The sequence below is a fragment of the Ruegeria sp. CJ3 genome, assembly GCF_056536725.1.
The window spans coordinates 495,712-509,433 of the sequence record NZ_JBQFQE010000001.1 but is presented as its reverse complement, the minus strand read 5'-3'; the positions used below and the strand labels follow the sequence as shown (position 1 = coordinate 509,433).

Genomic DNA, 13,722 nt, shown 5'->3' with positions numbered 1-13,722 from the left:
GTAAAGAACTTTTTAAGAACATTTGCGAACTTTTAGCGACTTCCGGTCTAACCCACTGAAATCAAACGGATCGCCTGATCCTGCTTCATCAGCCACAGAAGAACACGGGCTGCCCTGCCCCGATCTGAGGTGAGCGCAGGATCTGCATTCAGCAATGTCCGCGCGTCCGATTGGGCGACGGCCATCAACCCGGCCTGCCGTTCCAGATCGGCGATGCGGAATTGGGGCAATCCAGATTGCGCCGTGCCGATCAGGTCCCCGGCCCCGCGCATCTGCAGGTCGGTCTCGGCGATGCGAAAACCGTCCTCGGTCTCGCGCAGAACCTCAAGTCGCTTGCGGCCTCCATCGCTGAGCGGCGGCTGATACATAAGCAGACAAGTCGAGGCATCTTCGCCTCGCCCAACCCGACCCCGCAGTTGGTGCAACTGGGCCAGCCCAAAGAACTCGGCCCGCTCGATCACCATGATCGTCGCGTTGGGCACGTTCACGCCCACCTCGATCACAGTTGTCGCAACCAGCACCTTGGTCTGCCCGGCCTGAAACGCCGCCATCGCCGCATCTTTTTCGGTGGGGGGCATCTGTCCATGCACCAAACCCACCACATCATCGCCCAGCAAGGCACGCAGCCGTTTGAACCGTTCCTCAGCCGCAGTCAGGTCCGACACTTCGGACTCGTCAACCAACGGGCACACCCAATAGCATTGCTTGCCCGCCTCAATCGCGCCGCGCAGATGGGCCACAACCTCATCCATGCGCTGGGTGCTGACGATGGCCGTCTTGATCGGCTTCCGGCCCGGAGGTTTTTCGTCCAGCACCGAGACATCCATGTCACCATACTGTGCCAGCGCAAGGCTGCGCGGAATCGGCGTTGCGGTCATCACCAGCACATCCGCCCGCTGGCCTTTCTCGGACAATTCCATACGCTGGCGGACACCAAAACGATGCTGCTCATCCACGATGGCAAGCCGCAGGGCGTTGAATTCGACATCGCTCTGGAAAACGGCATGGGTACCGACAAGGATCTGAATATCGCCCTGCTTCAGCGCTGCCAGCTTAGCGCTCCGTTCGGCCCCTTTGTCGCGTCCCGTCAGAATTTCGAGGACAACACCTGCCTCCTCGGCCAGCGGGCGCAGACCTTCCAGATGCTGCCGCGCCAATATCTCGGTCGGGGCCATCATCACACCCTGTCCACCCGCCTCGACCGCGATCAAAAGGGCCATGAATGCCACCAGCGTTTTCCCTGCGCCCACATCGCCCTGAAGCAGTCGGTTCATGCGAATATCCGACGCCATATCCGCCGAGACTTCTTCAATCGCCCGCGTCTGCGCCCCGGTCGGACGATATGGAAGGTTGCCCAGCACCTTCGACTGCAGCGCGCCCGTCCCGACACTGGCGATCCCGCGCGTCTTGCGCTCTCGTTGCCGCGCAATCGCCAGGGTGAGTTGGTGCGCCAGAAGTTCATCATAAGCCAGCCGCTCCCGCGCCGGCGCAAACGGGGCGACATCGTCCGCGCCCCTGGGGTGATGCGCGGCCTGAATCGCGGTCTGCCAGTCTGGCCATGCCTGCTGCGCAACCTGCGCTGGATCGGACCACTCGGCCAAAGCGGGTGCGCGGGTCAGTGCGCTTTGCGCAGCCTTGTAGGCAGTCTTTTGAGTCACGCCTTGGGTCAGGTGATAGACCGGCTCGAACTCGGGTAACTCTCCTGCATTTTCCGGTGCCACGATATGGTCCGGATGCACCATCTGCGCCATTCCGTCGAACAGCTCAAGTTTGCCCGACACCACGCGGCGCGCGCCCTGCGGCAGAATTTTCTTCAGGTAATCCCCGCGTGCATGGAAGAACACCAGCTGGAAGTCGACCTGCGCGTCCTCGACATGAATGCGATACGCGCCGCCCTTGTTGCGCGGTGGGCGATGCGGGCCGACCGTCACCTCGACCGTCAGCGTGGTGGGCAGGTCCGCGCCCTGTATCGTGTCCCGCCGTCGACGGTCGATCACCGCGTAAGGCAGCGCAAACAGCACATCGCGGGGCGATTCAATCCCTAACTGCCCCATCAACTGCGCTGTCTTGGGGCCAACACCGTCCAGCGTTTCGAGCCCCGCGAACAGCGGAAAGAGTTGTTCCGGCCTGCCGCTCATGCATCCCCGATCAGCTGCAGCCAGCCGTCTTCATCCAGCGTCTCAATGCCCAGATCAGCAGCCTTTTTCGCCTTCGACCCCGCCCCCGGCCCGGCAACCAGCAAGTCGGTCTTCTGACTAACCGAACCCGAAACTTTCGCACCCAATGCCTCGGCGCGGGCCTTGGCCTCGGCCCGGGTCATCTTTTCCAACGTGCCGGTGAACACGACCGTCTTCCCCGCCACCGGACTCTCCGACGCAGGTGCCTCGGGCGGGACAATCGTCAGGTGGCTTCGCAGATCTTCGAAGGCTTCGCGTTCGTCAGCGTTAGCGAAGGCATCGGACAAGGATAGACCCAGGGTCGCCCCAATTCCGTCGATACCGATCAGATCCGCCCAAGCGTTTGCCGCCGCCGAAGGCACATCCAACCGCGCAACCGCGGCGTCGCGCGCCTCCTTGAGCTTTGCCCGCCGCCGTTCGGTGCTGGCGGCAATCCGTTCAGACTCCTCGGCATCATCCGCAACCCGTTGCGCCAGGGCCGCGGGACGCGCGGCATCAATCGCTGCAGCCATGGCATCCCAATCGCGATAGAACAGCGCCAGATCACGCGCGCCAACCTCGCCGACATGGCGGATCCCCAGAGCGAACAGAAGCCGCGCAAAGGCAATGGTGCGCTTATCTTCGATCGCCGCGAACAGATTGCTGGCCGAGGTCTCGCCCCACCCCTCCCGGTTCTTCAGCCGCGCCAGATTGCCCGCGTCGCGATCCCGCAGCGTGAAGATATCGGCAGGCGTGTTGATCGGCAGAGATGGGTCGCCATAGAACATCTCGATCTGCTTCGCGCCCAGACCTTCGATGTCGAACGCCTTACGCGAGACAAAATGCTTGAGCTTCTCGACCGCCTGTGCCGGACAGATCAGCCCACCGGTGCAACGGCGCACCGCATCGCCCTCTTCCCGGATCGCGTCACTGCCGCATTCGGGGCATTTCGTCGGAAAATCATAGGGTTTCGTATCATCTAACCGCTTCGTCAGATCAACATCCGACAGCTTCGGGATCACATCGCCCGCACGATAGACCTGAACCCAATCGCCGACGCGGATATCCTTGCCATCCCGGATCACGCCGCCTTTGGCGTCCCGTCCGGCGATATAGTCCTCATTGTGCAAGGTCGCGTTCGACACCACCACACCACCAACCGTCACCGGATGCAGCCGCGCCACAGGGCTGAGCGCGCCGGTCCGGCCGACCTGAATGTCGATAGCCTCTAGCCGCGTCCAGGCGAGTTCGGCCGGAAATTTATGCGCAATAGCCCAGCGAGGCGTCGTTGAGCGAAAGCCCAAACGGGCCTGCAAGCCGAGGTCATCGACCTTGTAGACCACGCCGTCGATATCATAGCCTAGGGTCGCGCGCTGCGCTTCGATCTGGCGATAATGGTCCAGCATTTCCGCCGTGCTCGCGCAGCGACGTGTCAGATCGTTGACCTGAAACCCGAATTCCTTCAACCGCTGGATGGCCGCCATCTGCGTATCCGCCAGTGTCGCCGAGAGTTCGCCCCAAGCATAGGCAAAGAACCGGAGAGGCCTGGCGCGGGTAATCTCAGAATCAAGCTGCCTGAGCGAGCCTGCAGCCGCATTGCGCGGGTTTGCGAAGGTTTTGCCTCCCGTCTCGATCTGCCGCACGTTCAGAGCGTCGAAGTCCTGATGAGACATATAGACCTCACCTCGCACTTCGAGAATTTCTGGCGCGCCCTCAATGCGATGCGGGATATCTGCGACCGTTCGGGCGTTTGCGGTGACATTCTCGCCAACCTCGCCGTCGCCGCGGGTCGCAGCCTGAACCAGTACTCCATTCTCATACCGCAAGGACAGAGACAGCCCATCGATCTTGGGCTCGGCCGTATAGGCCAAGGCTGCGTCATCACTCAACCCCAGATATTTGCGGATCGAACGATCGAAATCCGCAACATCCCCGTCATCAAACGCATTACCCAAGGACATCATGCGCAAGGCGTGACTTACCTTGGCGAACCCGTCGGCGGGCCGTGCGCCTACCTGATCGGTTGGACTGTCTGCGCGTTTCAGGTCCGGAAAGCGGGCTTCGATCTCGGCGTTTCGACGCTTGAGCGCATCGTAGTCCGCATCCGATATCTCGGGTGCATCTTTGCCGTGATAAAGCTCATTGGCACGCAGCAAAGCTGTGGCGAGACGGGCAAGTTCCGCCCGTGCTTCATCTTCGGTCAAATCAGCCACCGCAATCGTCTTGCTCATGTCCCCGCCCTGTCACGTCGTCTTGGACCCCAGTGATAGGGCGAGGCCATGGTCAGGTCCAGTGCTGTGCTGAGCTGTGAGTAGGATTGCCGCCCCGGACCAGCGACGGCATGAATTTGATGAAATCAGGCGCTGACTGCCATACGGGTTTCGTCCGCCCGGCCTGATTGCGGATCGCGCAGGACATATCCGCGCCCCCAGACCGTCTCGATATAGTTTTCGCCGCCCGTTGCATTGCTGAGCTTCTTACGCAGCTTGCAGATGAAAACGTCGATGATCTTCAGTTCCGGTTCATCCATGCCGCCATAGAGATGGTTCAGGAACATCTCTTTGGTCAGGGTTGTGCCCTTGCGCAGGCTCAGCAGTTCCAGCATTTGGTACTCCTTGCCGGTCAGATGCACGGTTTTACCGTCGACCTCGACCGTTTTCGCATCCAGATTCACTGCCACGCGACCTGTATGGATCACCGATTGCGAATGCCCTTTCGAACGCCGGATGATCGCATGAATACGCGCCACGAGCTCTTCACGATGGAAAGGTTTGGTCAGGTAATCATCCGCACCGAAACCAAAGCCCTTGATTTTGCTTTCCGTATCATCCGCACCCGAAAGGATCAGGATAGGTGTCTCAACCCGTGAAATGCGTAGTTGCCGCAATACCTCATGTCCGTTCATGTCCGGCAGGTTCAGGTCCAGGAGGATCAGATCATAGTCATAAAGCTTGGCCAGATCGATCCCTTCTTCACCCAGGTCCGTCGCATACACATTCAGGTTGGCATGTGTCAGCATCAGCTCGATGCTTTTGGACGTGGTGGGATCATCCTCGACAAGAAGTATACGCATTCAACTGCTCCAATTCGGTTAAATATCTTCGGTTCGAAATGAGACTGGCCAAAAATGGTTAACCTGTCGTTACCGTTGATTCACTTATTCACTTTCTCCTTTAGGTTGTCGATATTTTTTTAGCGCTGTGACCTTCAGTGCGTCTGTTCCATGCTCGGCAACCGCCGACACCCAGGTATTGAATTCCTCATCGCTCAGCCCGTATCGCTTTTTCGCATCCGACAGCGAAATCAGCCCGTACAGCACCCCTCGCACGACGATAACCTTACGCGACGCCACCCAGCGTCGAGTGTCTGCGGGGGGCAGGTCCGCGCGGGTCAGAACGCTTCCATCCGGCAAGGTGACAGACCTTGGCCCTTCCACTTTGTGCAAATACATCTCTCATACCTTTTCTTGCTGCGACAAAGCTGCACCCAGCCTACTTAAAAGGGCGTGAAACCGCCCCTTGAGAGTGTGTAGAATTTTCCTATATTCTGCCGGTCTTTCTTAACCCGGACTGGAATCGCCATGGCCCTCGCCGCCGAGACCCAAATCAATTCGCTTGGCTTTGCCAAACCGCCCTCGGAAACGCGGGTGGTGGTGGCCATGTCGGGCGGTGTCGACAGCTCGGTCGTGGCCGCTTATCTGGCGGATCAGGGCTATGACGTGGTTGGGGTGACGCTGCAGCTATATGACCACGGGGCGGCACTGGCCAAGAAGGGCGCGTGCTGTGCCGGGATCGACATTCACGATGCGCGGCGTGTGGCTGAGGAGCGTGGGTTTCCACACTACGTGCTGGATTATGAGAACATCTTCAAGGACGCGGTAATCGACGAGTTCGCCGACAGCTATCTGGCGGGCGCGACCCCGGTGCCGTGCATCCGCTGCAATGAGCGGGTAAAGTTCAAGGACCTGCTGGAAACGGCCAAGGACCTTGAAGCTGATTGCATGGCCACCGGCCACTACATACAGCGCAAGATGGGCGCGAACGGCCCGGAACTGCACAGCGCGGAGGATGCCAACCGCGATCAGTCTTACTTCCTGTTCTCGACCACGCCCGAGCAGCTGGACTTTCTGCGTTTCCCTCTGGGCCACCTGCCCTCAAAGGATGCCACGCGTGAGATGGCGGCGCAGTATGGGCTGGCCGTGGCGGACAAGCCCGACAGTCAGGACATCTGTTTCGTGCCTGATGGCAACTATGCCAGCGTGATCGAAAAGCTGCGCCCCGGTGCTGCCGAACCCGGCGAGATCGTGCATGCCGATGGCCGCGTGCTGGCACAGCATGACGGCGTGATCCACTACACCATCGGTCAGCGCCGCGGTCTTGGCATCGGCGGCCTCAGCGAGCCGCTTTATGTGGTCAAGCTGGACGTGGACAAGAAACAGGTCGTCGTCGGCCCCAAAGAGTTGCTGGCCACCCGCACCATTCCGGTGCGTGAGATTAACTGGCTGGGGGATGAACCGTTCACGTCTCGTGACGAATGGCATCTGTCAGTGAAAGTCCGCTCAACCCGCCCCCCGCGCGAGGCGATCGTCCGGCCTCTGTCCGACACCACGGCCGAGGTTGAATTGCTGACGCCCGAGGAAGGGATATCGCCGGGTCAGGCTTGTGTGTTCTATGCCAATGAAGGCAGTCGCATCTTTGGCGGAGGCTGGATCTGGCGTGGCTATTAGATCGCGTCGGTCCACGAGTTGCTGAGGATGTAAAGCCCCGCGCAGATCATCACATACGGCACAAGGGTTTCCAGCCGACGCGCGAACCCTCCGGTCATGATCGGCGCGCGCCCACCGAAGAGGCCCAGAATGGTCAGCGTCAGCGCGGCGAAGATGGCCCCGGTCGCGCCTGCGATCCGATAGCTCGGGGCTGAATCCGCAAGCAAAGGTGCAAGCACAGCGAAGGTGTCCATCGAGAGACTGATGAACAGCATCATGGTGACGAGCGTCGATGCGCCGGATGACAGCCGTGGGGCCTCGTCGTTTTGCGACCCTTTGAACTGGCGGAAGACGCCAAACAGGCCGAGGCCCAGCGGGATCGCCCCCAGATACCCGGCCCAGTGTGGAATGACATCATCCACGCCGATTGCCAGCAACAGCGCGGCGGTGATCACCAATAGCTGCGCCAGCAAGAACCCGGCCACGGTCCGGCGCGGGCCTGACACCATCATCAGCGCCACAAGCGCGGCAAGATTGTCGAGATTGGTCAGAACCTGCGCCATGAAGGCCGAGGCGGCAAAGACCAGATGATCCAGCATCAGCGCGCCATCCGCTGCAGAACCGCCTTGGCCGCGCGCAGGCCTGGCGCCTCGCCCCCGCGACCCAACCGGTCCATGGTCAGGCGCATGGCCTCTTGCTGTGCCCCTGGCGTCGCGGCGACTTGTTGTAGCGCGGCGGCAATCTTGTCTGCCGCGCAATCGTCCAGAAGGCATTCAGGGACTGCGCGAGTTTCCGAGACGAGATTGACCAGAGTCACCGTGTCCAGTTTCACCATCCGCTTCGCAATCAGCGTCGTCAGCCAGTTCAGGTTGTAAGCGATCACCATCGGCGTCGCCTGTGCAGCCAGTTCCAGAGACACCGTTCCCGACGCCGCCAGCGCGATCTCGGCGGCCGCGAAAGCGGCCCGTTTCTGGGCCTGCGCCTGATCCGAGGGTAAGCTGCGCGGGTCAACCACCACCGGCCGACCCGGCCAGTCGCTGACCTGCTGGGTCACGGCATCAACCATATGCGCGACCGCCGGAACCACCACGCGCGCATCGGGGCGATCTTGCAGATACCGCTGCAGCGCCGCACCAAAGATCGGAGCGAGGCGCTCAACCTCTCCCCTTCGGGAGCCGGGTAAGGCAAGTACAAGCGGCGCGTCACCCAGATCATGATCTGCCCGAAACTGTGCAATGTCCTGCTCGGTGGCCACCGGTTCGTTCACAACCGGGTGGCCAACGAAATCACACTCCATCCCGGCGCGTTCCATATAGGGTGGCTCGAACGGCAACAGGGCGAGGACATGGTCGATCACCTTCGCCATCTTGTCTGCCCGGCCCGGTCGCCACGCCCAGACACTGGGGGCGACGTAGTGGACGGTGCGGATATCGCTGTCGGCCTTGACCAGCTTGGCGACACGCAGCGAGAAATCCGGGCTATCGACTGTGATCAACACATCCGGTTGCGTCTCAAGCACCGCCTGTGCGGTCTCGGCGATACGACGTTTGAGGTGGAAGAACTTCGGCAGAACCTCGACCAGCCCCATGACGCTGAGCTCTGACATGGGAAAACGACTGGTCATCCCTTGTGCCTGCATCAAGGGCCCGCCGACGCCATCGAATTCAATTTCAGGGACCAGCGTACGCAAGCCCTCCATCAACGCCGCCCCTAAACGGTCGCCCGAAGGTTCCCCGGCGACCAGAAAGACGCGCATCAAACCGCGCGCTCACGGACCAACAGGAACAGGCCCAGACGGTTGCATTCCTCGATCACGCGGTCACGTTGAAGTACGATGACGCCGCCCTTTTCGATCACGATGCCCGACAGCCCAGCGGCCACAGCGCCGGATACCGTGTCAGGCCCGATGGCAGGCATATCCGCGCGCCGGTCCTGATCGGGTTTGGGACCCTTGAACAGAACGCCACCGCCCGCATCCGGGCGTTGCGTCAGCGACTGTAGCATCCAGGCGGTGCCAAAGATGCTCTCGACGGCCAGCGCCTGACCTTTCAGAACCGCGCAGGCCTGACCGATATCCGCCGCCCCCATTGCGCGCAGAATACCCGCTGCGCGGTCCGCATCCGCAAGATCGGCCTCAGAGGGCTGCGCCTCGGTCAGACAGCCAAGCGGAGGCAGCAGGTCCGGCGCGATCTCGTGCGCCGCCCGCACGGTCAGCCCGGCCTCTTCAAAGATGCCAATGACGGCCCTTAATGCACCGTCATCGCCAGAGGCAATCGCCTGCTGCAGGATCGGGACCAGAGGGATCGTGGCGGCATCAATCCGCGCAGGGTTCACGACCGGACGACGCACGGCTCCGGCCATGCAAATCTCGGTCACGCCGCGCGCTTTGAGATCAGCGATGAAACTGCCCAGATGTTCCAGCGGAAAGACCACATCCGCGTTCAGCGTGTCCGGTTCGAACCCTTCCATCGCGCAGATGAGCGGACGTTCGGGCAGGCAATTCACCACCGCGTCCGGCAACACTCCTGTCCCCGCGATCAGAGCCAGCATGGGTTACTTCCTCGGCGTCAGGAAAGAGCGGTCGGTCTCACCCGTCACGAAATCGACGATCTGACGCACATACTCGCTTTCGGCATCGTCACCCAGACGCTTGGCGCGATCCATGAAGGTGCCCTCACCTTCGGACAATTCGCGGAAGGCCGCGCGCAGGGCCGAGATATCCGCCCGCGTCACGCCCCGCCGCTTGAGGCCAACAAGGTTAAGCCCATCCAGCTCTCCCCGAGGGGCCTGCACGAGGCCGTAGGGAATGACGTCATTGGCCACCATGGTCAGCGCTCCGATGATTGCGCCGCGACCCACGCGGACCCATTGATGCAGGCCCGAGATGCCGCCGACGATGACGTCATCCTCGATAATGCAATGACCCGCCGCGCCGGCATGGTTGACCATGATCACGCGATTGCCGATCTGCACATCATGGGCCACATGAACCCCGGCCATCAGCAGGCAATCGTCGCCGATCCGCGTCACACCGCCGCCGCCCTCGGTGCCGGTGTTGACCGTAACATGCTCGCGGATGCGGTTGCGTTTGCCGATTTCCAGGCGCGTATTCTCTCCGCCGAATTTCAGATCTTGCGGAATTTCCCCGATCACCGAGAAATTGAAGATGACCGTATCTTCGCCAACGCTGGTATCGCCGGTAACCACCACATGAGATTTCAGCTCGACCCGATCACCCAGCCGCACCTGCGACCCGACATAACAAAACGGACCAATGACACAGCCCTGCCCGATCTGGGCCCCGTCTTCGATTATGGCGCTGGGATGGATACCGCTCATGTTGTCTTTTCCATGTCCCAATCGACATAGGCCGAGAATTCGGCTTCGGCCGCCACCTCGCCCTCGACCGTGGCGCGGCCGCTGAACTTGAAGATCTTGCCGCCCTTCTTGCCGCGCACCGTTTCGACGTGCATTTCCAGCACGTCACCGGGCACGACCTTACGGCGGAATTTGCACTTGTCGATATTCATGAAATAGATCAGCAACTCGCTGTCGATAACATCCATGCCGACGCCCAGCATAACACCAGCAGTCTGGGCCATCGCCTCGACAATCGTGACGCCGGGCATAATTGGCGTGCCCGGGAAATGGCCCTGAAAATGCGGCTCGTTCATGGTGACGTTCTTGATACCGACCGCCGATTGATAGCCCTGAATGTCCACCACCTTGTCGACCAGCAGGAACGGATAGCGGTGCGGCAATATCCGCTGAATCAGCTGAATGTCGGCGCTCTTGGTTTCCGTGGTCATGGTTTGGATGTCCCGTCCTGGATGTCTCTTTCAAGCGTGGTTAGCAATACAGGTACCCGAGGGCAAGCCGGCCTAGTCGTCGCTTTGCGTTTGAAGCGCGGCACCGTCGCCAATCGCGGCATCAATCCGGGCAATCGCCGCATCAGTAATGTCGGAGGCATCCGAGCTGAGCACAACCGTCGCCCGTTCGATCACCACCGATGCGCGAGACTCGCGCAGAAGATCAATGAGGACGGGTTGGGCCAGTTCAAAAAACTGGCCGCGCGCCTCTTCGCCGCGCCGTGCCAACGCGTCCAGCTTAGCGCGTTGCCCGTCGCGATGCGATTGTACCTTTTCATCAAACGCTTCGGCCAGAGGGCGAAACTCTTCTGCCGACAGAGTCGCGCGCTTTTCAGTCAAATCTTTCTCTTCGCGGCTCAGTTCAGCCACGATCCGTTCGTTTTCCTGCGCCAGCAGCGCGCCTTCCGCCTCAATCTCTCGGAAAATTCTTTGGCCAAACGCGGAATCCGCAAACAATCGCTCGCTCGAGATCGTCAGAACGCTGGATTGCGGCACGCCAAGCTGCTGCGCCCCGACCGGAACCCCCGTCAGCAGCCCCAAAACACACAGGGCCCGAATGGGGCCCTGCAGTATTTTCACGAAACGAAAGGTCATTCGCGATCAGAACCGGGCCTGAATGGTCAGGTCAAAGTTCCGCTCGTTGTCGAATTCCTCTTTCTTCAACGCCTTCGAGAAGTTGAACCGCAGCGGGCCGAATGGCGTCGTCCACAGGACCGAGACACCCAGCACGTGCCGGATCGACCCGCCCGCCCCGACAATATCTGCACCTGCGGTGTCTACATTGTCGATGTTGTAGAGGTTGCCGACATCATAGAATACGCCACCTCGCAGGCCCAGTTCTTCGGGCAGGCCCAGCGGGAAGTCCGACTCGAACCGGGCAACCCAGTAATAGTTGCCGCCAATGGCGTCGTCCTGCCCGTTCGACAAGTCGCGCGGGCCTATACCGGCGGGTTCAAACCCGCGGAACTGGCTGGGGCCCAGAACAAAGCGATCGACGGTCCGGCTGAAGTCATCGCCAGTCCAGTTGAAGGCCCCCAGTTCCAGAGTAGCCCGCAGCACCACTTCCTCGTTCAGCACCCGTTTCTGGGCAATGGCGCGCGCGGTCGAGCTGATAAACTCGTTGTCGCCCCCCAATCCAGCGGCGTCCACGCCCACCTCGAACAGAACGCCCGCGTTGGGGTTCAGACCACCGAGGCGGCTGTCATAGACATATGACACGCCGATTGAGCTGGATGTGCGTTTGCCCTGCGCGATTTCCGATGCGATCACAGCGCCGTTGGTTTCGTTGCTCTGCTGTGTCATTTCGCTACGATCCCAGCCATAGCGCAGGCGCAGAGACGACAACTCGCCGATGGCATAGCTGATCTGCGGGTTGAAGAACAACGTCTCAGTATCGAAGCTCGCAAAGCTGGAATTGGTGGTTGCCAGCCCCAGACCCAGATCAAAGCGCAGTTTGCGGCCCAACAGATAGGGTTCGGTGAAGTTAATCGAGTATTGCTCGGAATCCTGAGCGGTGGACAGGGTCACACCCAGATTTTGCCCCCGACCCAAAAAGTTCGATTCGTTCAGGCCGATTGCAATCCCGAAACCGTCCGATGCCGAGAAGCTACCGCCGAGGCTCAGCGAACCGGTAGGCTGCTCTTCCACGTCGACATCCACGATCACCTGACTGGGCGAAGAGCCTTCGCGCGTCTCGACATCCGCCACCGAGAAGAAGCCGAGCGCACGGATACGTTCGGCGCTTTGGCGAATTTCACGCGGGTTGAACGGGTCGCCTTCGACCGTGTCGAACTGTCGCCGGATCACACGGTCCAGAGTGGTGGTGTTGCCTTCGATGTCGATCCGTTCGACAAAGATGCGCGGGCCGCGGGTCAGGACGAACTGCACATCCAGCGTCAGATCGCGCGGATTGCGCGTCACGCGTGGCTCGACCCGCAGGAAGTCGACGCCGTTCTTCAGCCCCAGACGTTCCATCCGGGCAATCGAGTTTTCAACGAGGCTGGGCGAGTAGATCACCCCCGGCTTGATCTTCAGCGCCGCCTGATAGGCCGCCGGTTCCACGCCCGGAATCTCGCTGACCGTCGAAATCTGGCCAAACGCGAACCGCTGGCCTTCGGTGATGTTCATCACCAGAAAGAACGCGTCCCGTTCGCGGGTGAATTCCACATTTGTGCTGTTGACCCGGAAATCGACATAGCCCCGCGACAGGTAGAAATCGCGGATCACCTGTTTATCGAATTCAATCCGGTCGGCGATGAACGTGTCACCGCGCAGGAATGTGCGCAGGACGTTCGCCTGTTTGGTTTCAAGTACCCGGCGCAGGCGGCGGTCAGAGTAAGCTCGGTTCCCGACAAAGCTGACGCGCTCGACCTCGATTGTAGTGCCTTCGGCAACTTCAAACACCAGATCGACGCGATTATCGCTGCGGCGGATGATGCGTGGGATTACAGTCGCCGACACCCGGCCCTGCGCGGAATAGATCTGCGCAATCAGATCGGCATCCGCTTCGGCCATCTGAGGCGTAAAGACCCGGCGCGACTGAGAGGAAATGGCCTCAAGCAGCACATCGTCCTTGACCCGGCGATTCCCCTCGACGCTGATCTGGTTGATGGTCGGGTATTCAGCGACCTCAATGACCAGAGTGCTGCCACGCGGCGTCAGTTCGACTGTCTCAAAAACACCACTGTCAAGCAAACGCTGAAAGGCATCGTTCAATTGTCCGGCACTCACCGTCTGCCCAGGCTCGATTCCCGTCCGTGCGATGATGGTCGACGTTTCGATGCGTCGATTGCCCTCAACTTCGAAGCTGTTGATGGTGTAAGATTGCGCTTGTGCGGGGTGCGGCAAAACCAGCAAACCCGGCATAGCAAAGAAGAAAAAGAATGTTAGTGCCTGCCACAAAATATTGCTTTGCCGCCCGCGAGAGCCGCAGAATGTGCCCGTGCCTCTGTTGTTAGTCATTTTTTTCACTACCCAGAATTTTCAGACTTTA

The 13,722-nt window shown here is 60.5% G+C and carries 12 protein-coding genes; 1 reads left to right on the top strand and 11 read right to left on the bottom strand.

Going from position 1 to position 13,722, the window contains the following annotated elements; genetic code table 11:
• Positions 1-47 precede the first annotated feature (47 nt).
• From recG to sciP, 4 genes are all read right to left on the bottom strand, one after another.
• The gene (gene recG, locus ACR0J1_RS02495) at positions 48-2,138 is read right to left on the bottom strand and encodes an ATP-dependent DNA helicase RecG (protein ID WP_480729664.1); all 2,091 of its coding nucleotides are present in this window, start codon (positions 2,136-2,138) and stop codon (positions 48-50) included.
• A complete protein-coding gene (gene ligA, locus ACR0J1_RS02490; RefSeq protein WP_480729665.1) occupies positions 2,135-4,387 on the bottom strand; it encodes an NAD-dependent DNA ligase LigA in 2,253 nt (750 codons plus the stop codon). Before ligA ends, recG begins: the two co-directional genes overlap by 4 nt.
• 125 nt (positions 4,388-4,512) lie before the next feature.
• Complete coding sequence (gene ctrA / locus ACR0J1_RS02485; RefSeq protein ID WP_480729667.1) at positions 4,513-5,229, bottom strand: response regulator transcription factor CtrA; 717 nt, start codon at positions 5,227-5,229, stop codon at positions 4,513-4,515.
• Positions 5,230-5,313: 84 nt separating this feature from the next.
• The gene (sciP, locus tag ACR0J1_RS02480; protein ID WP_480729669.1) at positions 5,314-5,607 is read right to left on the bottom strand and encodes a CtrA inhibitor SciP; all 294 of its coding nucleotides are present in this window, start codon (positions 5,605-5,607) and stop codon (positions 5,314-5,316) included.
• Positions 5,608-5,736: 129 nt separating this feature from the next.
• On the opposite strand from sciP, the gene mnmA reads away from it, so the two are divergent.
• A complete protein-coding gene (gene mnmA / locus ACR0J1_RS02475; RefSeq protein ID WP_480729670.1) occupies positions 5,737-6,882 on the top strand; it encodes a tRNA 2-thiouridine(34) synthase MnmA in 1,146 nt (381 codons plus the stop codon).
• On the opposite strand, the gene ACR0J1_RS02470 is transcribed toward mnmA, so the two are convergent.
• The 7 genes from ACR0J1_RS02470 to bamA all read right to left on the bottom strand — a co-directional run bounded on the left by ACR0J1_RS02470 (position 6,879) and on the right by bamA (position 13,691).
• The gene (locus tag ACR0J1_RS02470; RefSeq protein WP_480729671.1) at positions 6,879-7,460 is read right to left on the bottom strand and encodes a hypothetical protein; all 582 of its coding nucleotides are present in this window, start codon (positions 7,458-7,460) and stop codon (positions 6,879-6,881) included. The genes mnmA and ACR0J1_RS02470 overlap by 4 nt on opposite strands.
• The gene (lpxB, locus tag ACR0J1_RS02465) at positions 7,460-8,617 is read right to left on the bottom strand and encodes a lipid-A-disaccharide synthase (RefSeq protein WP_480729673.1); all 1,158 of its coding nucleotides are present in this window, start codon (positions 8,615-8,617) and stop codon (positions 7,460-7,462) included. Before lpxB ends, ACR0J1_RS02470 begins: the two co-directional genes overlap by 1 nt.
• Positions 8,617-9,411, bottom strand: a complete 795-nt coding sequence (locus tag ACR0J1_RS02460; RefSeq protein ID WP_480729674.1) for an LpxI family protein — start codon at positions 9,409-9,411, stop codon at positions 8,617-8,619. The genes lpxB and ACR0J1_RS02460 overlap by 1 nt, the downstream gene beginning before the upstream one ends.
• Positions 9,412-9,414: 3 nt before the next feature.
• A complete protein-coding gene (gene lpxA, locus ACR0J1_RS02455) occupies positions 9,415-10,200 on the bottom strand; it encodes an acyl-ACP--UDP-N-acetylglucosamine O-acyltransferase (protein ID WP_480729676.1) in 786 nt (261 codons plus the stop codon).
• A complete protein-coding gene (gene fabZ, locus ACR0J1_RS02450) occupies positions 10,197-10,670 on the bottom strand; it encodes a 3-hydroxyacyl-ACP dehydratase FabZ (RefSeq protein ID WP_480469859.1) in 474 nt (157 codons plus the stop codon). The genes lpxA and fabZ overlap by 4 nt, the downstream gene beginning before the upstream one ends.
• Positions 10,671-10,742: 72 nt before the next feature.
• Positions 10,743-11,324: an OmpH/Skp family outer membrane protein gene (locus ACR0J1_RS02445; protein ID WP_480729678.1), complete on the bottom strand. Its 582-nt coding sequence runs from the start codon at positions 11,322-11,324 to the stop codon at positions 10,743-10,745.
• A 6-nt stretch (positions 11,325-11,330) separates the two neighbouring features.
• Positions 11,331-13,691, bottom strand: a complete 2,361-nt coding sequence (gene bamA / locus ACR0J1_RS02440; RefSeq protein ID WP_480729679.1) for an outer membrane protein assembly factor BamA — start codon at positions 13,689-13,691, stop codon at positions 11,331-11,333.
• Between the last annotated feature and the right edge of the window lie 31 nt (positions 13,692-13,722).